The organism is Robiginitalea aestuariiviva (assembly GCF_029537735.1).
Lineage (GTDB): Bacteria > Bacteroidota > Bacteroidia > Flavobacteriales > Flavobacteriaceae > Robiginitalea > Robiginitalea aestuariiviva.
Window position 1 is genome coordinate 993,370 of the sequence record NZ_JARPUQ010000001.1, and the last position, 21,757, is coordinate 1,015,126.

Annotated in this window: 20 protein-coding genes and 1 tRNA gene; 13 read left to right on the forward strand and 8 right to left on the reverse strand. The window is 55.8% G+C overall.

Annotated elements, in window-relative coordinates; genetic code table 11:
• Window positions 1–42 precede the first annotated feature (42 nt).
• The 4 genes from OZ410_RS04385 (at window position 43) to OZ410_RS04400 (ending at window position 3,153) form a co-directional block, all read left to right on the forward strand.
• Window positions 43–1,137 (forward strand): FIST signal transduction protein, encoded by a 1,095-nt coding sequence (locus tag OZ410_RS04385; RefSeq protein WP_277706701.1) that lies wholly within the window; start codon window positions 43–45, stop codon window positions 1,135–1,137.
• 1 nt (window position 1,138) lies between these two features.
• Window positions 1,139–2,308, forward strand: coding sequence for a sensor histidine kinase (locus OZ410_RS04390; RefSeq protein ID WP_277706702.1), 1,170 nt, complete (start codon window positions 1,139–1,141; stop codon window positions 2,306–2,308).
• Window positions 2,309–2,402: 94 nt separating this feature from the next.
• Window positions 2,403–2,476 (forward strand) — tRNA-Ile (locus OZ410_RS04395).
• Between the two features lie 386 nt (window positions 2,477–2,862).
• Window positions 2,863–3,153 (forward strand): DUF2188 domain-containing protein, encoded by a 291-nt coding sequence (locus OZ410_RS04400; protein ID WP_277706703.1) that lies wholly within the window; start codon window positions 2,863–2,865, stop codon window positions 3,151–3,153.
• A 67-nt stretch (window positions 3,154–3,220) separates the two neighbouring features.
• Here the strand turns inward: OZ410_RS04400 and OZ410_RS04405 are convergent, their stop codons facing one another.
• From OZ410_RS04405 to OZ410_RS04420, 4 genes are all read right to left on the reverse strand, one after another.
• Window positions 3,221–4,717: a SulP family inorganic anion transporter gene (locus OZ410_RS04405; protein WP_277706704.1), complete on the reverse strand. Its 1,497-nt coding sequence runs from the start codon at window positions 4,715–4,717 to the stop codon at window positions 3,221–3,223.
• A 66-nt stretch (window positions 4,718–4,783) separates the two neighbouring features.
• On the reverse strand, window positions 4,784–5,740 hold the full coding sequence (locus tag OZ410_RS04410; protein ID WP_277706705.1) for a TIR domain-containing protein: 957 nt from the start codon (window positions 5,738–5,740) through the stop codon (window positions 4,784–4,786).
• An 88-nt stretch (window positions 5,741–5,828) separates the two neighbouring features.
• Entirely contained in the window at window positions 5,829–7,217 is a 1,389-nt protein-coding gene (locus OZ410_RS04415) for an MltF family protein (RefSeq protein WP_277706706.1), read from the reverse strand.
• A 97-nt stretch (window positions 7,218–7,314) separates the two neighbouring features.
• Window positions 7,315–7,476 (reverse strand): hypothetical protein, encoded by a 162-nt coding sequence (locus OZ410_RS04420; protein ID WP_277706707.1) that lies wholly within the window; start codon window positions 7,474–7,476, stop codon window positions 7,315–7,317.
• Window positions 7,477–7,703: 227 nt separating this feature from the next.
• Here OZ410_RS04420 and OZ410_RS04425 point away from each other — a divergent pair, with 227 nt between their 5' ends.
• The 9 genes from OZ410_RS04425 to OZ410_RS04465 all read left to right on the forward strand — a co-directional run bounded on the left by OZ410_RS04425 (window position 7,704) and on the right by OZ410_RS04465 (window position 18,069).
• Complete coding sequence (locus OZ410_RS04425; RefSeq protein ID WP_277706708.1) at window positions 7,704–10,115, forward strand: zinc-dependent metalloprotease; 2,412 nt, start codon at window positions 7,704–7,706, stop codon at window positions 10,113–10,115.
• Window positions 10,116–10,288: 173 nt separating this feature from the next.
• Window positions 10,289–10,687, forward strand: a complete 399-nt coding sequence (locus tag OZ410_RS04430) for a DUF983 domain-containing protein (RefSeq protein ID WP_277706709.1) — start codon at window positions 10,289–10,291, stop codon at window positions 10,685–10,687.
• Window positions 10,684–11,316: a Crp/Fnr family transcriptional regulator gene (locus OZ410_RS04435; protein WP_277706710.1), complete on the forward strand. Its 633-nt coding sequence runs from the start codon at window positions 10,684–10,686 to the stop codon at window positions 11,314–11,316. The genes OZ410_RS04430 and OZ410_RS04435 overlap by 4 nt, the downstream gene beginning before the upstream one ends.
• Window positions 11,313–13,043 carry a SulP family inorganic anion transporter gene (locus OZ410_RS04440; RefSeq protein WP_277706711.1) on the forward strand — a complete coding sequence of 577 codons (1,731 nt, stop codon included), beginning with the start codon at window positions 11,313–11,315 and terminating at the stop codon, window positions 13,041–13,043. Before OZ410_RS04435 ends, OZ410_RS04440 begins: the two co-directional genes overlap by 4 nt.
• A gap of 67 nt (window positions 13,044–13,110) precedes the next feature.
• A complete protein-coding gene (locus OZ410_RS04445; RefSeq protein ID WP_277706712.1) occupies window positions 13,111–14,529 on the forward strand; it encodes an MBL fold metallo-hydrolase in 1,419 nt (472 codons plus the stop codon).
• Window positions 14,530–14,645: 116 nt separating this feature from the next.
• Complete coding sequence (locus tag OZ410_RS04450) at window positions 14,646–16,058, forward strand: MBL fold metallo-hydrolase (RefSeq protein WP_277706713.1); 1,413 nt, start codon at window positions 14,646–14,648, stop codon at window positions 16,056–16,058.
• A gap of 221 nt (window positions 16,059–16,279) precedes the next feature.
• Entirely contained in the window at window positions 16,280–16,843 is a 564-nt protein-coding gene (locus OZ410_RS04455; protein WP_277706714.1) for a Tll0287-like domain-containing protein, read from the forward strand.
• Complete coding sequence (locus OZ410_RS04460) at window positions 16,840–17,547, forward strand: aspartate/glutamate racemase family protein (protein ID WP_277706715.1); 708 nt, start codon at window positions 16,840–16,842, stop codon at window positions 17,545–17,547. Before OZ410_RS04455 ends, OZ410_RS04460 begins: the two co-directional genes overlap by 4 nt.
• Before the next feature lie 15 nt (window positions 17,548–17,562).
• Entirely contained in the window at window positions 17,563–18,069 is a 507-nt protein-coding gene (locus OZ410_RS04465; protein ID WP_277706716.1) for a rhodanese-like domain-containing protein, read from the forward strand.
• A gap of 16 nt (window positions 18,070–18,085) precedes the next feature.
• Here the strand turns inward: OZ410_RS04465 and OZ410_RS04470 are convergent, their stop codons facing one another.
• From OZ410_RS04470 to OZ410_RS04485, 4 genes are read right to left on the reverse strand one after another with little or no spacing between them, the layout of a single operon-like run.
• Window positions 18,086–18,967 carry a sterol desaturase family protein gene (locus tag OZ410_RS04470; RefSeq protein ID WP_277706717.1) on the reverse strand — a complete coding sequence of 294 codons (882 nt, stop codon included), beginning with the start codon at window positions 18,965–18,967 and terminating at the stop codon, window positions 18,086–18,088.
• Between the two features lie 2 nt (window positions 18,968–18,969).
• Window positions 18,970–19,917, reverse strand: coding sequence for a sulfurtransferase (locus OZ410_RS04475; protein ID WP_277706718.1), 948 nt, complete (start codon window positions 19,915–19,917; stop codon window positions 18,970–18,972).
• Entirely contained in the window at window positions 19,901–20,389 is a 489-nt protein-coding gene (locus tag OZ410_RS04480; RefSeq protein WP_277706719.1) for a monoheme cytochrome C, read from the reverse strand. The genes OZ410_RS04475 and OZ410_RS04480 overlap by 17 nt, the downstream gene beginning before the upstream one ends.
• A gap of 1 nt (window position 20,390) precedes the next feature.
• Window positions 20,391–21,611, reverse strand: a complete 1,221-nt coding sequence (locus tag OZ410_RS04485) for a sulfite oxidase (RefSeq protein ID WP_277706720.1) — start codon at window positions 21,609–21,611, stop codon at window positions 20,391–20,393.
• Window positions 21,612–21,757: the final 146 nt, after the last annotated feature.

The following is a 21,757-nucleotide window of genomic DNA, read 5'->3' on the forward strand; positions in this document are numbered from 1 at the left end:
ACAGCGTTTTTTTGCAGGTTCTAAGGTAACTCCTCTCGCCCTATGTATATCGCCGATTCTACCATTGACCAAATGGTGGCCCAGATCCTGGACCATGCCCAGGGAAAAACCTCATCCCTCCTGGTTGGGGAACACTCCTCGTTTAACATGGAGGAGCTCATAGACGCCCTGAATGCGGCTGGCGCCCGTTTCCTGGGGGGCATATTTCCCAAGGTGATACATGACAATACCATATACGAAACGGGCATTGTTCAGAATACTTTTGAAAATGTAGAGGAAATTTTTACAGTTAAACACCTGGATACGGGAGATTTCACCATTCCCGAGTTTCATCGAGAAACCGGCAGGGAATACACCCTAATCACCTACGTGGACGGTTTAACCCAGGTAAAATCTGCCTATCTGCTGGAACTTTACAATCGTTTCGGGGCTGATGTGAACTACGTAGGCGGGGGTGCCGGAAGCCTGTCGCTGGAGCAGATGCCCTGCGTTTTTACGCACGAAGGGATCTTCCAGGACGCTGCGGTATGTGGCCTGGTGGCCATGGATGTTTCCCTGGCCGTGCGCCACGGTTGGGAAAAGATTGCCGGGCCTTTTATTGCCACCCGCACCAAAGGCAATGTGGTGCAAGAGCTCAATTGGCGGAATGCCTTTGAGGTGTACAAGGAGGTGGTGGAAGCCCGCAGCGGCAAGACCTTTACCGATTCCAATTTTTTCGATATCGCCAAGGGCCACCCCTTCGGGATTGTGCGGGAGCACACCGAGCGCATTGTTCGGGACCCCCTGGCCGTAAATGAGAAAGGCCATCTTATTTGTATAGGGGAGGTGGAAGAAAACACCTTTCTGGACATCCTGGAGGGGGAGAATGAAAATTTGATTGCCGCGGCGCGTACCGCTGTGGAGGAAAGCCTGGCCAAAGCGGCCGCCCCGAAGAAAGCCGTGATCATCGACTGTATTTCCCGCGGGCTATTCCTGGAGGAGGACATCCAAAAGGAACTGGATGGGGTAGTGGGCCCCCTCAAAGCGAAAAATCCTGATATTTCGATCAGCGGCGCCTTAACCCTGGGTGAGATTTCCTCCTTTGGCCAGGGGCTCATTCAACTCTTTAACAAGACCATTGTGATCGGGATCTTCTGAGATGGACATCAGTAAAACCATTTCGGATATTCTACTGCTTTATGAGCTGTCCATGGCCATTGGCAAATCCGTAGACTACGACGAAAACTGTTCGAGCTTCCTGAAATTGTTTCTGGCCCGGAAGGGCCTCACTGCAGCCTGGATCCTCCGCAGGGATGAAGCCGGGTATGAATGCACCTACGCCATGCCGTTGGCCAGTTGCCGGACCACCCCGGGCAACGGCTACCTGGCCGGGCTGCCCGAGGACTTTGATGCTAAAATCCTTCCGGCCAACAGCGCCAAGCTGCAATGGGTTACGCCGGTGCCGTATACGGACGGTAGTGTGACCATCTTTAACCTCCGCAACCAGGGGCTCCTATTTGTACACAGTATCCGGGAGGCGCCTTTTACCGAGTTGGAGCTAAACCAGTTGCGACCCATTATCCTGAAGTTTTCCTATAGCCTGGAGGGGTCGTCCATTGTAGCCAACCAGCAGCAATTGCTCAAGCGCCTGGAGAGCCAGAACCGTCAATTAAACGATTATGCGCATGTAGTTTCCCACGACTTAAAATCCCCCCTGCACAATATTAATACCCTGGCCGGTTGGGTACAGGACGACCATGCAGATACCCTTTCTGCGGAGGCCCTGAAGAAGCTGGACCTGATCCGGGAAAACACCGAGCGCATGGAAAAGCTCATTAGCGGCCTGCTGAACTATTCCTCGGTAAAAGAGGGCTCAGTAGAGCGGGAGGAAGTGGACCTTTACCAGACGGTTAAATCCGTCATCGGCATCCTCCCGATCACGAAAACTACAAGGGTTCGCGTAGAACCGCTACCCATGGTCTATGGGGACCCGTTGCATTTCCAACAGCTCTTTCAGAACCTGATTGACAATGCGGTGAAAAGCCTCGATAAACCCAAAGGGCAGGTAGAAGTAGGCTGCGATTTTCAGCAAACCCCAGCGGTTTTCCATATCCGGGATAACGGGAAGGGCATTGACCGAAAGTACCACGAGCGAATCTTCCAGATCTTCGAAAAACTCGATACAGAAGGCACCCGTTCCGGCATCGGGCTCTCCATTGTACAGCGCATCATTGAACACTATAAAGGCCGGATTTGGCTGGAAAGCCAGCCAGGCGAAGGCACAACCTTCTTTTTCACCCTGGGCACCACCGCAACCCGCCCCCGCTAAGCCCCTATAGTTTCTATCTCCCACCCCTTGTGATGCAGGGAAATAAACACTAGTTTTGCATGCTCTGCGGATGGCTTTCAAGGCCCCGTAAGCCGGTCCTATAGCTCAGTTGGTTAGAGCATCTGACTCATAATCAGAGGGTCCCTGGTTCGAGCCCAGGTGGGACCACATCAAGCAGAATCCCCGCGGTAAAACCGCGGGGATTTTTTATTTCCACAACGCGCCAAGCTTGCTTGAGTGCGTAGGGGGAATAAAAAAGCCTTCAGCCTGCGAGGAGCAGGCTGGGGATTCTATTTGCAGGAGCGGGACTTCTCTGGTCGCTTCCGACAGGGGAGGAAGCAACCCAGGAGGATTTACCCCAACCTCGCCCACGCACCACCTGGCTCCTCGCCCCGATTACTATCGGGGGTCCACCGGACCTTTTGCGGTCGCTCGGCCCTCTGGTCGCTTCCGACAGGGGAGGAAGCAACCCAGGCATGCATTCCACAAAGTCTCATTCCTCTCACCACCTCTCCGTTCAAAAGAGTATCTTAAGTACCCAATAACCAGTCCCAATGCCAAAAAACAGCACCTCCCGATCCTGGATAGACGTTCTGATAGAACTGGTGGAAGTGTTTTTTAAAAGCGCCCGCCAAAACAAGCGGGGAAGAACCTGGCACCAGCACGTGGTGCCCTATGAAGGGGGCTGGGCCGTAAAGCGGGAAGGGAACAAGCGAATCACCTCCAAACACCGGCTGCAGGAGACGGCTATCAGGAAAGCGAAGCGTTTGGCCCGGAAATACAAGGCAGACGTAATCATCCACAGAGGGGACGGCAGCATACGCGACCGGATCAACTTCGACTAGGGAATCGGAAAGTTCAGACCTTCTTTCTCCCATGGAATCAAACGATCCCCTGGGGCATTAATAGCTCCTATTCCCGAACATTCACGTTAATCACCTTGTCCGCCTTCAGCAAGAGCTTGTGGCTGCTGCTGGAGAGGTTGGTGAGGTAGATCTTCTTGTTAGCCTTGTGGTAGCGTTCCGTAAGCCGGTTTACTGCCTCTATGGCAGACATGTCCGCAATACGGCTTTCCCGGAAATCGATGATGACCACCTCGGGGTCCCCCGCCACGTCGAACTTTTCCTGGAACATCTTGATGGAGCCAAAGAAGAGCGGGCCGTAGATTTCGTAGTGCTTTACCCCATCCTCGTCAATGCGTTTGCGGGCCCGGATGCGGCGGGCATTGTCCCAGGCAAAAACCAGGGCCGAAATCACCACCCCGATTATGACCGCCAGGGCCAGGTTGTGCAGCAGCACGGTAACGGCCATTACCATAAGCATCACGATAATGTCGGATACGGGGTACTTATTAAAGATCTTCACGCTTACCCATTCAAAGGTCCCGATGGACACCATGATCATAAGACCCGTAAGGGCCGCCATGGGCAATTGCTCAATCAGGGAGGACCCGAACATGATAAACCCGAGCAGCGCAATGGAGGCTACCAACCCGGAAAGGCGGGCGCGTGCCCCGTTGGAGATGTTGATCAGGCTCTGCCCGATCATGGCGCAGCCCCCCATCCCGGAAAATAAGCCGGAAGTCATGTTGGCAATGCCCTGGGCCACGGCCTCCTTATTGGTCCGGCCCCGGCTTTCGGTAATCTCGTCAATGAGCTCCAGGGTCAGCAGGCTTTCGATGAGCCCCACCCCGGCCACAATGGCGGCATAGGGGAAGATAATCCCCAGCGTCTCCAGGGTAAAGGGCACTTCAGGGATATGGAAAGGTGGGAACGTCCCGTTAATGGAGGCAATGTCCCCCACAGTTTTGGTCTCGATCCCCAGGGCGGTAACCAGCAGGAAGATCGCAATAATAGCAGCCAGGGAAGCCGGGAAGGCCTTGGTCAGACGCGGCAGGCCCCAGATGATGAGCATGGTCAGGGCCACCAGGCCCAGAAGGCCATAGAGGGCCGGGCCGGTAAGCCACTCCCCGGAGGCGGTTTTAAACTGTTCCAGTTGGGAGAGGAAAATTATAATGGCCAGGCCGTTTACAAAGCCGTAAACCACCGGCAGAGGCACCAGGCGCATCAGTTTCCCCAGCCGCAAGAGCCCGGCCAGGATCTGCAGGAGCCCGGCCAGCACCACCGCCCCAAAGACGTATTCCACCCCATGGGTCTGGGCCAGGGCCACAATTACCACGGCTACAGCCCCGGTGGCTCCGGAGATCATCCCCGGCCGGCCGCCCAAAAGGGAGGTAACCAGCCCCATGGCAAAGGCGGCATAGAGGCCTACCAGCGGGGCCAGGCCGGCAATCAGTGCAAAGGCCACGGCTTCGGGCACCAGGGCAATGGCCACGGTAAGGCCCGAGAGGATTTCGGTTTTGTAATCTACGGTTTGCTTAAAGTCAAACAAGCGAAAGAACTGCTTCAAGGCTTCAGGGATTAGGCAGGGGGTTACGCCCCTGGTATTGAAAAAGAAGCCGCAAAAGTACGGGATTTATTCGGAAGGGCTTGCGGGCCAGGGGATTTCCTGCATCAGGCGGCCGGAAGAAGTATAAACCCGGAATTGGAGCATGCCGGGGTGATCCGGGTCTGGTTCCCAGCTTAAAGAGTCTGTCCTAAAAAATGGGTATTCCTGTTGGCTCTTTTGTTCCAGCGAATCCAAAAAGGCAAGGGCTGCTGGAAAGGCCAGGCCTGCATCGCTCAGGCGTTCCAGCAACCGGATTTTCCCCTGGTTGTTTGCGGCAATGGCCTGGGCCCTTACCCGGGACGTATCACTTTTTTTGCTATTCATATCGGCCATTCTGCGAACTTCCTCGGCATATTTGGCCTGTAATACCGCATAGCCCACCCCGGCCAGCAACAGGGCAATCATCCCAATAGCCAGGTTTCGGATACGCATTAACCTGCGGTGGGCAAGGACTTCCTCCCCCGCCAGGTCTTTCGGGGCTTTTCCGTGGAGCTGGGCGGCCAGTTTCAGCACTTCTTTTTTAAAGATGGCATTGGTAAGGGTCAGGTCCTCCTGGGTCCGTAATTCCCGGAGGTCAATGTAAAAGGGGGATTCGCTAATGACCTCGCGGAGGTTGTGCGGCAGGGGGTCGGTAGCGGGATCGGGTTTTGAGGCATGCCCCCAGTTCACCTCCCCTTCCGTAAGGCCAATGATAAGGGTGTCCAGGGATTTGTGCTCCAGCCAGAAGGCCACTTCCTTTTGCACCCATTTGGATTGGGCCGCCCTGGGGGAGGCCATATAAATCAGGTACTCCGATTCCAGCAGCGCCTCCTGGATGTTGGACCACAATTTTGGGGTAACGGAAAGGTTGGCTTCGTCCCGGAAAACCTCCAGGTTGCGGACTTTATACCAGGGCTTGGCAAACTTTTCCAAGGCCAGCTGCAGGGCAGGCGCCAGCCGGCCATCGGCCCCGTGGGAATACGAGATAAAGGCATTGTACTTCACCCAAACAGCATTTTTATAGGGGGATACCCCTGAAAGATACAGAAATTAAAAAGGCGGGAATCCTGAACGGCAATGTGGCCGGCCTCCGTTACCGGGCCAGGGAAGCATAATGTTCGTACCGTTCAAAGATCTGCTGCACGTACCGGTAAGGCTCCTCCCCCCGCACATATCCGTACCGCACCACTTCCCGCTGGTAGTTCTCGGGGGATTTCAGGGCCAGCAGCATGCTGTCTACATTTCGGTCCCAGGCGTTGCGGTCCAGGCCCTCCTCCTGGGCCAGGTTACGGGCGTCCTCTACGTGTTCATACCCGCAATTGTAGGCGGCCAGGGCAAATTTGATGCGCTGCAGGGAATCCTGTACCCCGTTAAAGCGGTTGTAGAGCTGGCGCAGGTACCGCGTGCCCCCGTCCAGGCTTTGTTCTGCGTCTGTACGGTCTTCTACCCCCAGTTCGGCGGCTGTTGCCGGCATGAGCTGCATCAGGCCCTGGGCCCCGGTCCAGGAGGTGGCTTCCGGGTCGAACCGGGATTCCTGATAGATCACCGAAGCCAGCAGGCGCCAGTCCCATCCCAGTTCCCGGGCCTCGGCCTTGATAGCTTCGTCAAAGGGGCTGATGCGGCCTTCGTTCAGGCTATAAAAAGGACTTTTCACCCGGCGGCTGAAGCTGCGGCGGTTCTTGAAGTATTTATTGTAGATCACGTAATAGTCATTCTGCTTTTTTTCCCGGGCGATCCAGTTGTTGATGGCAGCCAGGAAGTGTGGGGCATCCCGGGGAACGGCCCAGGCGATGCGCTGGGAAAAACTCACCGGCACACTCACATCCAGGATGGGGTAGTGGGAGGCATTGATGCGCGCCAGGTTGCGGTCGGCCACGGTGTATTTGATTTTCCGGTCCACCACCATTTTAATGATTTCGTCTGTGGAATAATGGCCCCCCAGCGTATCGATATGGATGGCCCCGCCAATTTCGCGGGAGAGGTTGTCCAGGCGTTCCAGGTAAGAGGAATTTTTTCGCACGCTAACCGTGTCCCCAATCAGTTCTACGGGGTCCTGTACCAGTTGCCCGCGGATCTGGTCCAGGTTGAGGTTCCGCCAATTCCGGGGTTTTCGCTGTACCAGCATTTGTTTGGTCAGGTACAGGTAGTCCGTAAAGGCCACATGCTTTTGCCGTTCCCGGGTAACGGCCATCCCATGGGCAACCAGGTCTACCTCGCCCTTCTCCAGGATGTCCAGCATCTGATCCAGGTTATCTGCCACCTGCAATTCCAGTTCCAGGCCCAGGTCATTTGCCAGGCGTTTGAGCATTTCGTACTCGTACCCCATGGTTTGGCCGCGGTACAGGAAGTAGCTGGTGGCGCTGTATGCGATTAGGGCTCGGAGGGTGCCACGGGCCTGTATATCAGGCAGGTCGGCCACAGGGGTCACAACCGGGGCAGGGGCCGTTTTCGGGTTGCGGCAACTGCCTGCCCAAAGCAGCATGCAGCTCAGTAAAACGGGAAGGTGCCTCATAAAAACATACCGTATGGGGTCCTTTACAGGACAGGCCCCAGGCGGTCACCAATATGGGTTTCCAGCCTCAGGGAAGGGAGGTGTTCATGGAGATCATAAGCCTATGGGTGGCTTCATCCAGAAGACCGCCTTGTAAGGTCTGAACCGCCAGGACCAAAAGGGTGACGGCAAGGATCAGGAGCAGGCCTGCGCCCAGGCGCCCCAGGAAGAGTTTGGTTTCAACGTACATGGCCTCTCAAAGGTTGTTTGGTTTCCTAAATTTCGGAAATTCAGCCGAATTAACAAAATTTTAAGAAGGCGGCACTTCTCCTTGTTACACGAACTCCTTGGGGTCATTGCCCTGATTCCGGGCCTTTCGCCTCCTATGCTGACTTGTTCAAATCGGGGTTGAATTCGTATCTTCCGGCGGTTCTTCAAACAACCTACCGCAAACCGTTTTTAATTATTCCAGACCAAATGAGAATTCGCGCAATTTTGGCAGGCGTAGCCCTGCTGAGTTTTTCCGCTACCGCCTGGGCCCAGAAAGGAGCCGATGCAGGGGCTGACAAGAAAAAGGACAAGACCAAGAAATACGAGGAGGTGATTACCGATGCGGCGGTCACTGACGAAGGGTTTATTACCACCCACAAGGTGGACGACAAATACTATTTTGAGATCCCGCAGGACCTCTTTGAAAAGGAAATTCTGATCGTATCCCGCATTGCGGGCTATGTGAAAGACCTGTCCTTTGGGGGCGCCGGGATGAAATCCCGCCCGCAACAGGTGATCCGCTTCCAGCAACGGGATAACCGGGTACTGCTTCGCAGCGTTTCCTACAACAGCGTAGCCAGTGAGGAAGACCCGGTTTACCGCAGCGTCCGCAACAACAATTTTGAACCTGTGGTCGAGAATTTTGAGGTGAGCACCTACGGCCCGGACAGCACTGTGGTGGTAGATGTAACCGGGTTCTTTACCTCGGACATCCCAATGATCGGGGCGCTTTCGGACCGGCAGCGGAAGAACTTCAAGATCAAAAACCTGGATAAGGGACGCAGCATGATTACCTCCATGAAGTCCTATCCCAAAAACCTGGAGGTACGCCACATCCTGACCTATAACGGGGACGAGCTTCCGGATAACCGCCTTACCGGGACACTCTCCCTGGAGATGAACCAATCCCTGATCCTGTTACCCGAAGACCCGTGGATGCCTCGTTTGCATGACGAGCGCGTCGGGTTTTTCAGCGTGCGGCAGACCAACTACAGCCTGGACGAGCAACGGGCGGCCAACAAGCGCTACATTACCCGCTGGCGCCTGGAGCCCAAGGACAAGGAGGCCTACATGCGGGGCGAACTGGTAGAGCCGGTCAAACCCATTGTGTATTACTTGGATCCGGGGACGCCCCCCAAATGGGCCCCCTACATTAAAAAAGGGGTGGAAGACTGGCAAAAGGCCTTTGAAAAGGCGGGCTTTAAAAATGCCATCATTGCCAAAGACGCCCCCACCCCGGAAGAGGATCCGGAATGGAGCCCGGAGGATGTGCGGTATTCTGTGATCCGCTATATCACCACAGAGATCCAGAACGCCCAGGGGCCGCACGTACACGACCCGCGTACCGGGGAAATCCTGGAGAGCGATATCCTGTGGTACCACAACGTCATGAACCTGCTGCGCAACTGGTATTTTGTGCAAACCGCAGCGGTAAACCCGGACGCCCAGGGCTATAAATTTAAAGATGAAGTCATGGGGGAATTGATCCGTTTTGTGTCCGCCCACGAAGTAGGGCATACCCTGGGCTTCCCGCACAACATGGGGTCTTCTCCGGCATACCCGGTAGATTCCCTGCGTTCGCGGACCTTTACGGATACCCACGGGACGGCTCCCAGCATTATGGACTACGCCCGCTTTAACTACATTGCCCAACCGGAAGACGGGGTGCAGAACCTCCATCCGCAAATCGGGGAATACGACGATTGGGCCATTATGTACGGATACAAATTGAACCTGGAGGCCGAAACCCCTGAAGCCGATAAAAAGATACTGAATACCTGGATCGAGGAGCGGGCCGGTGATCCCGCCCTGCGCTTTGGCCGCCTGAACGGGATTGACCCGTCTTCCCAGACCGAAGACCTGGGGGATGATGCCGTATATGCCAGCCAGCTTGGGGTGGCCAACCTGCAGCGGATTGTGCCTGCCCTCCGGAAATACACCACCGAGAACGATAAGGATTACGACGACCTCCGGGAGATGTACGGCCAGGTGTACGGGCAGTTCCGCCGGTATATCGGCCATGTGGGCCGCAACGTGGGCGGGGTGTACGAACAGACCAAATACTCCGACCAGGAAGGGGAAGTCTATGCCCATGTCCCCCGGGCCCGGCAGCAGGCTGCGGTGGGTTTCATGAACCAGTATGTCTTTGCCACCCCCACCTGGTTGCTGGATGCATCCATCCTGAACCGCATTGAGGACGAAGGGGTAACCGACCGCGTTCGCGGGCTGCAGATCGCTGCCATGCGGATGCTTTTTGACGGGGCCCGGCTGGTGCGGGTTATGGAAAACGAAGCACTTAACGGGGCTGAGGCCTATTCCATGGTAAATCTCTTTGGCGATGTGCGCCGGGGGATTTTTAGTGAATTTGATTCGGGACGGCAGGTAGATCCGTACCGCCGCAACCTGCAGCGCACCTTTGTGGACCAGATGAAGGACCTGATGGCCATGGAGGACGGCAAAATGAATTCTTCCGATATCAAGGCCGTGGCTCGCGGTACACTGAGCACCCTGAAGAAGGATCTGGAGAAGGCGGCCTCCCGCTATCGGGACCAAACCTCCAAATTCCACGTACAGGATTTGGTGGCCCGCATCGACAATATCCTGGACCCCCAGGACTAAAACGCAGAATTCCATGCCCTGATCGGGCTGGAAAAACCACCCAATGGCCCGGGAAATTGCAGTTGCCCTGCAATTGCCCGGGCCATTCCTGTTTGAGCCCTTCCCGTATACTGTAACCAAAGTCACAATAAGCAGCGGGCTTATTGGGTATCTTTGGCCGAAAATTATAGTACATGTTCGCAAAAGGCAGTAAACTGTATAGCATCCTGGCCCTGAAATGCCCCCGATGCCATGAAGGGGAATTCCTCGAGAGCCACCCCTATAACCTGGCGAACATGAACCGGGTGCGGGAGTCCTGTCCCAAATGCGGCCTGAAGTATAAGATCGAACCCAGCTTCTATTACGGGTCCATGTATGTGTCGTATGCCGTAGGGGTGGCGGTTGCCGTCGCCGTCTATGTGCTTCTGCTTATCTTTGGAATAGACCTTGGGGTAGGAGGCATTTTTGGCGTCATCGTGGGTGCCCTCGTGCTGCTGATGCCCTGGATTGGGGCCGTTTCCAAGGCCATCTGGGCTAGTTTTTTCTTCAAATACGACAAGGACATGGCCCGTAAAGCGAAAAGTACATTATGATACAGGAACTCAGAGAAAGTTACGGGGCCCAGTTTGAAGAGGCGCTGCTGGCCGAAATTGCCCAGGTGGGCACCTACAAGGAAGTACAGGCCGGGCATAAGCTCATGGAGATCGGGGAGTACATCAAAGGGATGCCGCTTTTGATCTCGGGCGTAATCAAGGTGCTGCGGGAAGACTCCGACGGGGACGAACTGCTGCTCTACTACCTGGAACAGGGAGACACCTGTTCCATGACCATGAGCTGTTGTATGGGCCAGACCCGGTCCGAGATCCGTGCCATTGCCGAAACCGATGCCCGCCTGATCATGATCCCCATCCGGAAGATGGAGGAATGGACGGCCAAGTACCGCAGCTGGCGGAATTTTGTGTTCGACAGCTACAACAGCCGGCTCAACGAGATGCTGCAAACCATAGACAGCATCGCCTTTATGAATATGGACGAGCGGCTGGAAAAATACCTGAAAGAAAAGGCGCGGGTAAACGATGAGCACATCATCCGGAACACCCATCAGGAGATCGCCTATGACCTGCATAGCTCCCGGGTGGTGATTTCCCGCCTCCTGAAGAAAATGGAGCAGCTGGGCAAGATTGAGCTGCACCGCAACTACATCAAAATCCTGGACCTTTGAAGCGCTTCTTCCCCATCCTGCAGTGGTTGCCTGCCTATAAGAAAACCTACCTTTCCGGAGATCTTTCTGCCGGCCTGACGGTAGGCATCATGCTCATCCCCCAGGGGATGGCCTACGCTATGATTGCAGGCCTTCCCCCAGTGTTTGGTCTGTATGCCGCCCTGCTCCCCCAGGTAATCTATGCGATTACCGGCACCTCCCGCCAGCTGGCGGTGGGCCCTGTGGCCATGGACTCCCTCCTGGTAGCCTCCGGTCTGGGTGCCCTGGCCCTGTCCGGGATTGAAGAATACATTGCCATGGCCATATTCCTGGCCCTGTTTATGGGAACCCTGCAGCTGGCCTTCGGGCTGCTGCGCATGGGGTTCCTGGTAAACTTTTTGTCCCGCCCGGTCATAAGTGGGTTTACATCCGCAGCGGCCATTATCATTGGGCTGAGCCAGCTCAAACACCTGCTTGGGACGGATATCGCCTCCAGCAACCAGATTCAGGTATTGCTGGTCAATGCCGCTTCCACTCTGGGGGATACCCACTGGCTTACCCTGGGAATCGGGGTGGTGGCTATCCTGCTCATCAAAGGCTTTAAGCGAGTGGCGCCCAAGGTGCCCGCTGCTTTGGTTGCTGTGGTCCTGGGCACGCTGGCTGTTTATTTTCTGGGCTGGCAGGAAGCCGGGGTCCGGATTGTGGGGGATGTACCCGGTGGATTACCCGGGTTCCGGCTCCCGGAGTTACAACCCGAACGTATTTCGGAGCTTTTCCCCATTGCCCTGGCCCTTTCCCTGATCGCTTTTATGGAAGCCATCTCTGTGGCCAAGGCCGTGGAGGAAAAACGGGGGGAAAACCGGGTGGACGCCAACCAGGAACTGGTGGCCCTGGGGCTTTCCAATATTGTAGGCTCCCTCTTCCAGTCTTACCCCACCACAGGGGGGTTTTCCCGGACGGCGGTCAATGACCAGGCCGGGGCCCATACGGGGATGGCGGCCATAGTGAGCAGCCTGGTGGTCGCCCTTACCCTTTTGTTCCTGACCCCTGCCTTTTACTACCTGCCCAATGCGGTATTGGCGGCAATCATCATGGTGGCCGTGTTTGGCCTGATCGACGTGAAATATCCCCGTCAGCTCTGGAAAAACCGAAAGGACGAATTCGTGTTGCTGCTGACTACCTTTCTCCTTACCCTGGGGGTCGGCATCAAGGAGGGCATTTTGCTGGGGGTCCTGTTTTCACTCCTCTTGCTGGTGTACCGCAGCTCCAAACCCCACATCGCCATCCTGGGGCGCATCCGCGGCACCAATTACTTTAAGAACGTAAACCGCTTTGGGGAAGACATCGAGGAGTTCCCCTCCTTTTTGATCCTCCGCTTCGACGGGCAATTGTATTTTGGGAACAAGGATTATTTCCGGACCCAGCTGCGCAAGTATATGGCCCGGAAAGGGCCGGAACTGAAGTACGTGGTGCTGAATGCAGAAGCGATCCACTACATCGACAGCTCTGCCGTGTTCATGTTGCGTTCCCTGGTGCAGGAACTCCGGACCGAAGGGATCCGCTTCCTGCTGGCCGGCGCCATTGGCCCTACCCGGGATATCATCCACACCAGCGGACTCATTGACGACATTGGGGCAGACAACCTTTTTGTACGCACTTACGAGGCCTACGAGCACTGTGCAGATGCCGCGGCCAAATCCGAGGTGCAGCACAAAATCTCTACCCAGACTGCGCGGGGCCTTATGTGACAAAAGTCACTGTGGGCCAGGAGGCTGGCCGTTATCTTGCGGAAAAATTTCAAAAAAACCCAGCCTTATGAAAGTTGAACAGATCTATACCGGATGTTTGGCCCATGCCGCCTACTATATTGAAAGCAAGGGCGAGGCCGCAGTCTTTGACCCCCTGCGGGAAGTACAGCCCTATATTGACCGGGCGCAAATCGACAATGCGGAAATCAAATATGTCTTTGAGACGCATTTCCATGCAGATTTTGTAAGCGGCCACCTGGACCTGCGCAAAAAAACCGGGGCGGAAATTGTATTTGGCCCCAATGCCAAACCTGGTTATGAGGCCACGGTAGCGGAAGACGGACAGGTTTTCCGGGTAGGAGATTGCCAGGTAAAAGTAATCCACACCCCCGGGCATACTATGGAAAGCACCACCTACCTGCTCATAGACGAGAAAGGCGAACAACACGGGATCATAACAGGCGACACCCTCTTTATTGGCGATGTAGGCCGCCCGGACCTGGCCCAGCATGTGGTTTCCGAACTTACCGAAGAGAAACTGGCCGCCCACCTCTATGATTCCCTGCGCAACAAGATCATGCCCTTGCCGGACCACCTGATTGTATACCCGAACCATGGGGCCGGGTCTGCCTGCGGCAAAATGATGAGCAAAGAAACCACCGATACCCTGGGCCACCAGAAGGAGGTAAATTACGCCTTACGGGCAGACATGACCAAGGAAGAATTCATCAAGGAATTGCTGACCGGGCTTACCACCCCTCCGGGATATTTCCCCCAGAATGTGCTGATGAACATCAAAGGGTACGAATCCCTGGATGAGATTATGGAGCGGGGTACCCAGCCCCTGGACCCGGCTGCTTTTGAAGCTGCAGCAGAAGAGAGCGGTGCCCTGGTACTGGACACGCGCAAGGCTGACGATTTTGCAAAAGGCTTTATCCCGAACAGCATCAATATTGGCCTGGAAGGTAGTTTTGCCCAATGGGTAGGCGAAATGATCCCGGATGTGAAGCACCCTTTATTGCTGGTAACCGAAGCCGGTAAGGAAGAAGAAGCGGTCACCCGCCTCTCCCGTGTGGGATATGACAATACCCTGGGATATCTGAAAGGGGGCTTCGAAGCCTGGAAGGCCGCAGGGAAGGATGTGGAAGAGACCCGCAGGATTACCGCAGCGGAACTCGAAAAACAGGTCAATGCCGGCCACAGCCCAATGATCATCGATGTGCGCAAGCGCAGCGAATACGATTCCGAGCACCTGGTGGACGCGGTCAACATCCCGCTCAATGAGCTGAATAAGCACCTGGCGGAAATCCCTAAAGACAAGCCCTTTGTACTGCACTGTCAGGGCGGGTACCGGAGTATGATTGCCGCTGCCATGCTCAAACAGCGCGGTTGGGAAAACTTCACAGATGTCGATGGCGGGTTCGATGCCCTGAAGGAAACCGGCCTGCCCAGGACCGATTATGTGTGCCCTACCACGCTGCTGTAGAGGGACATACCAAGCTTTATTGCCCCGGCCAACGCGCCGGGGCTTTTTTTGTTATGTAACCGGAGTTACTGTATGCCCGGTTGGCCGCCGGTATTTTTGGGGAAAAGTTTGAAACCATGCAAATTGAACAAATTTATACGGGCTGCCTGGCACAAGGCGCCTATTATATAGAGAGCAAAGGGGAAGCGGCCATTATTGACCCCCTGCGCGAAGTGGGCCCTTACCTGAAGCGGGCCCGCCAGGACGGTGCGGAAATCAAATACATTTTTGAGACGCACTTCCACGCAGACTTTGTAAGCGGCCACCTGACCCTGGCCGAGAAAACGGGGGCACCCATCGTTTACGGCCCCCTGGCGAATCCTAAATTTGACGCCATCATTGCCAAAGACGGGCAGGAGTTCCGGATCGGCGACCTTACCCTGATGGTACTCCACACCCCGGGGCACACCATGGAAAGCACTACCTACCTGCTCAAGGATGCCGAGGGGAAAGATCACGCCATTTTTAGCGGGGATACGCTCTTCTTAGGCGATGTTGGCCGCCCGGACCTGGCCCAGAAGGCTGCAGACATGACCCAGGAACAACTGGCGTCCACTCTGTTCGACAGCCTGCGGAACAAAATCATGCCCCTGGCCGACGAGGTGGTGGTATATCCCGCCCACGGAGCCGGCTCCGCCTGCGGGAAGAACATGATGAAAGAAACCGTGGATACCCTGGGTCACCAAAAGGAGACCAACTACGCCCTTCGGGCAGATATGACCCGGGAGGAATTCGTGGCTGAGGTCACCGAAGGCCTGATGCCACCCCCCAAATACTTCCCCCTGAACGTGAAGATGAACAAGGAGGGATACGAACATGTAGACGCCGTGCTGGAGCGGGGTACCCGCCCGTTACCGCCCGCCGCTTTTGAGGCCGTGGCCAACGAATCCGGCGCCCTGATCCTGGATGTACGCAAGGAAGAAGAGTTTGTAAAAGGCCACATCCCACGGGCTATTTTTATTGGCCTGGACGGCAGCTTTGCCCCCTGGGTAGGCGCCCTGGTAGCCGACACCGAACAACCCATCCTGCTGGTGGCCCCGGAAGGTCGGGAGGAAGAGGCAGTTATCCGCCTTTCCCGTGTAGGTTTTGACAATACCCTGGGTTACCTGGAAGGCGGTTTTGACGCCTGGAAAAAGGCCTCCTTTGAATACGACACCGTGAGCTCGGTAACAGCCGAAGACCTGGAGGAACTTATGGAAGAGGCCGAAGCCCTGCCGGTTTTTGACGTTCGCAAGAACAGCGAGTTCCTGTCCGAACACCTGGTGGATGCCGAAAACACCCCCCTGGATTACCTGAATGACCACCTGGCCGAATTCCCTTCCGAGGAGGTGTTTTACCTGCATTGTGCCGGCGGATACCGCTCTGTGATTGCAGCATCCATCCTCAAAAGCCGCGGGATCCATAACCTGGTAAACATCCTGGGTGGGTTTACATCCATCAAGGAAGCCGGGTTGCCGGTAACCGATTACGTTTGCCCGTCTACCCTCTGAGGGAAAATGTTAAATTCCCGGAATTCGATGCTTCTGTAACCGTGGTTACTGACAGCAGGAGGGAAAGATGGTAGTTTTGAGCATATCGTCCGGGGAAGCCCCCGAGCATGGGAAGTTAAACTCCCGGGCCCACCCCGGAGGAAATGGTTGAGTTGATTGTTTTTAGTGAGGAAAGCGGCCGGTTTCAGGCCGCTTTCTTTTTTTACCAAAACCGCATAGCCATGAAAAAACTATTCTACGTATTTCTGTTGCTTACGGGGGTCTGGCAGTGCCGGCAGGCGGACCCTCCTGCCCTGACCGGCCCTGAAGCCCGGGAAATAGCTCTGGAAGCGCAAACTGCCCTGGGCCAGACCCTTAAGGCCAAGTTGCAATCCGAAGGTGCTGTTGAGGCCATTGGCTTCTGCAATGTGAACGCCATCCCCATTACAAAACGGGTAGCCGAAACGCGGGGCGTACGGCTGAAACGAGTTACCGACCGGCCCCGAAACCCCGAAAACCAGGCCACCCCTGCCGAAATCGCCATGATGTTACGCTTGCAGGAAGCCCCGGATACCACCCGTCTGCAACGGGAAGATATGGAAGGGATTCACTACTATACTCCCATTTACACGGCCAACCTTTGTATGCAATGCCACGGCCAGCCCGGAACGGAAATCCCACAAGAGGTGTTGGCGGTGCTCGCTAAAAAGTATCCCGCGGATGCCGCTACCGGGTATATGCCCGGGGAACTGCGCGGATTGTGGAAAATCACCCTTCCCTTAACTGATAAACCCCGGCAACCATGAAGACCCTCGGCATGATTGGCGGCACCTCCTGGCACGCCACCGAAGCGTATTACCGCATGATCAACGAAGGGGTTTCCCGCCATATCGGAACACAGGGCAACCCCGAACTCATCCTCCACAGCATCAATATCGAGGTGATGCGTTCCCGCGATGGAGACCGGATCAGGGCCAAATACCTGGAAGTGGCACGCCTGCTGGAACAACACGGGGCCCAGGGCATCCTGATTTGTGCCAACACCCCACATATGGTGTATGAACATGTGCAACCCCGGATAGGGATTCCCATTTTACACATAGCAGACGCTACGGGTGCTGCAGCGCAGGCACAAGGCTTAAAAACCCTGGGTCTTCTGGGGAACAAACCCACCATGACCGGGGATTTTATCTCCGGCCGCCTGCAGCGGGAATTTGGCATCCGCACCCTGATCCCGGCCCTGGAGGGGCAGGAGCGCTCCAACCATTATGTTTCCAAAGAACTCACCCATGGGAAGTTTACCCCGGAAGCCCGGGCATTTTTTACCGGGGAGATCCAAAAGCTGGCCGCAGCAGGCGCCCAGGGCATTATCCTGGGGTGTACGGAACTCCCACTGCTCATCCGGCAGGAGGAGGTAGATGTGCCGGTACTGGCCACCACGGACCTCCACGCCCGAATGGCGGTCGATTTTATCCTGGAAAGGGAACCGGGCACGCCCCCCGTTTTGTAACTTCGCCCGCTCAAGATGAAACTCAGATCCTCCTTATCCGTGCTTTTACTGGGCGTTTCTTCCCTTTGGGGAACCGCCTCGGCCCAGGAAGTAGGCAACAAGGCCTATGGGGTGCTGTTGAAGGGCCTGTTGTCCCGCAACGTACCCGAGGTAGATGTGGCCGGGGCACGCAAGCTGGAGGATGCCGTTTTCCTGGATGCCCGAACCCGGGAGGAATACGAGGTGAGCCACCTGCATTCGGCCCGCTGGGTGGGGTACGAAACTTTTACCCTGTCGCGCCTGGAAGGCTTGCCGAAAACTACCCCCCTGGTGGTCTATTGTTCGGTGGGCTATCGCAGTGAGAAGATAACGCGCCGCCTGCAGCGGGAGGGATATACCCGGGTCTTCAACCTTTATGGAGGAATTTTTGAATGGGTAAACCAGGGGCAACCCGTCAGGGACGAGCAAGGAGAAACCCAACGCGTACACGCCTACAATACCCTATGGGGCGTCTGGTTGGAAACGGGGGAAAAGGTTTACTAAAAGGGGTAGCCGGCGGCTACCCCTCTGCTTTTGGTTTTGTAAATCCGTAAATATTCTGGTGGATAAAGTCCTTGGGAAATGCTTCATCCCCGGGGAACCCGATCGGGATAGTCCCGCTGTCTTCCGGCACGTAGTTGGTGCGGAACAAATAATCCCAAAGGCTCAGGCTGATTCCGAAATTCACACCGTAACTGCCGGCCGGCAGGTGATAGGCGTGGTGGTAGAGGTGCATCACCGGGTTGTTGAGGATGTATTTCAGCGGCCCCCAGGTGAGCTTGATGTTCGCATGGTTCAGGTGGCCTATGGAAATGGCGGCAAAATGCACAATATAGGCCTGCTCCGGCTCAAAGCCGCCCAGGATCATCACCCCAAAGGTCTTCAGGGGCTTGTACAGGACGTTTTCCATCCAGTGGTAGCGCAAATGCGCAGCAAAGCCCATTTCCTTCACGCTGTGGTGCACCTTGTGGAATTGCCAAAGCACGGGGTATTTATGCAGCAGGATGTGGGTAAACCACTGCACAAAATCCAGCACGATAAAGAATACCAGTAATTGCAGCCAGGCGGGCCAGGCGGCAATATCCACTATAGCCAGGCTTCGCGCGGTGACCCCGAACTCCCGGAACCCGAGTTCCAGCATCCGGTAGACCCCGCTGATGATGATGGCAAAAAGGAAGAAATTAAAGAACATGTAAAAGGCATCCAACCAGAAATCCTTGCGGAAGATGGATTGGTTCTTGCGCCAGGGGAACAGGATTTCCAGCCCCCAGACCAGCAGGGAGATGGCAACCAGGCCCCAGAAGTAGTTGGTGTACCAGGGGACTTCAAAAAGGATGGACTTCCAGGTCCAGTTCAGGGTGCCCATAAAGGCACTGCCAAAGGCTTCCAGATATTTTTCCATAGCTAATTAAAAATTTGGGTCAGACTGTCTTGTTGAATGGGGGCGTCCTCCCGCATGCTCCATTCCAGCCAGGAGCCGTCAAAGTTACGAACCCTGTTGTGGCCAAGCAATTGGGTGAGAACAAAATACGTATGCGCGGACCGCACTCCGGAATGGCAATAGGCCACCACGTCGGCGGAATCGTTTTCCATGAGGAACCCGTAACGTTTATACAGGTCTTCCGGGCTTTTAAAGCGTTTATCCTGATTGTAATGGGTGGCCCCGGCCCAGTCGCGGTTCAGGCTGCCAGGGATATGGCCTGCGCGCACCGCCCCGCTTTTCTGACGAAGGCCGCTGTATTCTTCCGGGGTACGCGTATCCAGGATCACCAGGTCCGGCTCTCCCAGCCGGGCCAGGAGTTCGGAAGCCTGTATCCCGGAACCCGGATTCCCGGTTTCGGGAAAGCGAAAAGTTGCGGGAACAGGTGTAGGGAGCTCTGTTGTCATGTCTTGCCCGGCTTCCGTCCAGGCCTGCACCCCTCCATTCAGCAGGCGAATGCGATCGTATCCGTGGGCCTGCAGTACCCACCAGAGCCGCGCAGCGTTACAGCCTGCTTCATCATCGTAGATAATCAGGGTATCCGTTTCGGCAATGCCCAGGCTGGAGAGCAGCGCCTCCAGGGCTTCTTTTCCGGCCATTAGCCCGGGTACAGCCCCTTCATGGTCCTCAATATCCGGGCGCCAGAGTTGTACGGCCCCGGGAATATGGCCTGCCTCAAAAGCAGGCTTTTTTCTAAAATCGACCAGCTTCAGGTCCGTGCGGCCCATGTTTTCCGCCAGCTCCCCTACTTCAATCAGGGCAGTGGGGTTGGCATAGGCCCAAACGGCAATGGCTTCCACCTCGGGTTCCGGGGTGCCTTTGCATGCCGTGAAGGCCATCAGCAGTGCGGCAAGGCTAATTCTCCAGGACATACCATTCGATGTTTTCCAGGTTCTGCCTGCGCCCCTTTTTCTGAGGGGCGTAGTTGGTTGCCAGGTAGTTCAGGATAATTTCTTCGTTATTTCCAAGGTCCCATAAGTTCTGGGTTTGTTGCATCCAACGGATGGTGGCCTCCCAACTTTCCCGCGACATCCGGTTTTGGGTTACCAGGCGGGCGGAATGGCAGTTGGTGCAATTGTTCACCACGGTCATATACCCTTCCTCGGCCACAAAGCCCGTACGCACATGGATGCCATCTTCCACCTTGTCCCAGTCTTCCTCGGCAACTGCGTCTGCGGCCGCTGGCTCCACTACCACTTCAGGGGCAGCCTTGAAGGCGGTCAGGCCGGGGTCTACCATCAGATAGATAAGCAGGGAGGCAATTACCAGGAAGAACCCGAAGATCATCCGAAGCATGCGCGAGATGGCCTTGGCGCTTTTGTGAAAATCGTGTTGGGGCTCCATCTTATGCAATCTTTATGGCTATACGGTGGCAGGCATTATTCAGGTACCCCTTGGGGTTCCAGCCGGGCAGTACCATGGGTTGCGCGTTGCCCCGGCTGTCTGTAGCCCGGACCCACAGTTCGTAATACCCTTTTTTCGGGAAGTTGGCGTTGCCGGAAAAATGCTGCCAGGCCAGGCGGTTCGCCGGGGCCTCCAGCGCACAGGCCTTCCAGGTGCTTCCAAAATCAATGGAGTATTCCACCTTTGACACCTCCAGTTCGCCTGCCCAGGCATGCCCGCGGAACGACAGGCTGTTTCCGGGAGAAAGCGTTGCCCCGGATTTGGGGTAGGTAATCAGGGATTTTACGGGCATGGATTCGATAATGCACATGTCCTCATCGGCCACCTTGGCGCCGGGTTCTACCGGCTCGCAGGGTACGCGGTACGAACTGCCTGTCATTTTCTCCCCATCGTGCACCCGGTCGCGGATGCTCAGTCCGGTTAGCCATTTCCCCGAAGTGGAGGCCGGCCATCCGCCGGCAATCAGGCGCAGGGGGTACCCGTGGGCCAGCGGGATGTCCTTCCCATTCATCTGGAAGGCCACCAGGGTTTCGTCCTGCAGGGCTTTTTCGATAGGGATACCCCGGGAAATGGGTTCCTTGGTCGGGTCGCCGCTCAGGTGGGTGTCTGCGGCGTGGTACCCGATGTAAACGGCATTAGATCCAACACCCACATCTTCCAGCAGGTCGCGCAGGCGCACGCCGGTCCAGGTGGCACAGGAAACCGCACCTATGGTCCATTGGTTTCCTTTGGCCGGGGGATCAAATTCACTCCGCCCGTTGCCGCCGCACTCCAGGGTAAGCTGGTAGGTGTGTTGCGGAAAGCGCGTCTTCAGGTCATTAAGCGTATAGGTTTTCGGGTTGCGGGCAGCCTCCCCGTCGAAGGAGAGGGTCCAGCCAGCCACATCGATATTTTCCGGGATCTTCCCATTGTTCCGGATAAACATGAATTTATTGGGCGTGATCTTGTCGTCCAGCAGGTGCGCCTGGGCTTCCATATTCCAGGGCTTGTCGTTCAGCAGGACCATTTGCGGGTCCTTGTTGAACATCTTAAAGGGGTCCGGGTCCTGCAGCCCCAGCAGGGGCAAGCCTACGGGCAGGCGGTTGCCGAAGACAATTTCGGCGCCCAGCAGGGCACTTAGGGCGGTAAGCCCAGATTTCTGGACGAAATGACGTCTTTCCATATACGTTAGGGTTTGAACATTTTTTAAACATAGTACTTTTTGAGAATTGATATTGTAACCAATGTTACAAAACCACAGGCTTCGCAGAAAAGCCCCTCTTGTGGAAAAGGGAGGATAAATCTTGAAAATACCCGTAAAAAGGGGCG